Annotated in this window: 1 protein-coding gene; it reads right to left on the reverse strand. The window is 66.4% G+C overall.

All coding sequences use genetic code 11. The features are described from left to right. On the reverse strand, positions 1-702 hold a 702-nt coding region (locus TU76_RS24050; RefSeq protein ID WP_048352657.1), incomplete at both ends, for a FecR domain-containing protein.

Raw genomic sequence — 702 nt, forward strand, 5'->3', positions numbered from 1 at the left:
GACGCGCAGCGCTTCGAGGGCCGGATCCCAACGCAGCACGCCGGGGCGATAACGGCCCAGCTCACGAAGAAAATCCCCGAGGGGCTGGTTCTGCGCCATCAGCACCCGCTCACGCCAGCCCGGCAGCGAGGCATCGAAGGCACTCACCGGGCCTGCCCCGCTCGCCCGCAGGCTCACCTGCCGGCCCTCCGGCAACAGCAACGGCGGCCCTTGCAGGGGCTGTAACTGCGCCGTGCCACTGACCACCGAGACCTGGCAATCCTCACGATCAAGACGTACGCAGACTTCGCCACGGCTGAGCGTGAAACGCCCATAGGGCGCCTGGACGGTCAACGCGGCCGAGCCTGGAACCTTGAGGGCGATTTCTCCGCGAACCAGCGTGATGAGCCGGGAACGCAAATCGACATTCACTGCACTGTCGGTATTGAGCTGCAGCGTGCTGCCATCGGCCAGCGATGAGCGCGTGTGTTCACCGGTGGCGGTGTGCAGGTCAGCCTGCCAGACCTCCAGCGGCAACTGGCGCCCCAGCAACCAGGCGGTCGGCACCAGGGCCGACACACACAAGGCCTGTTTGAGGATTTTGCGCCGTCCCGGATCCGGACGATCCAGGGTAGCCATCGCCAGCGCCAAGGGCAGGCCACGAAAACGCTGGCGTAACAACTGAACCTTCTGCCAGGCAGACTCGTGGGCGCCGTGGCTGTC

The sequence above is a fragment of the Pseudomonas psychrophila genome (genome assembly GCF_001043005.1).
Taxonomy (GTDB): Bacteria; Pseudomonadota; Gammaproteobacteria; order Pseudomonadales; family Pseudomonadaceae; genus Aquipseudomonas; species Aquipseudomonas psychrophila.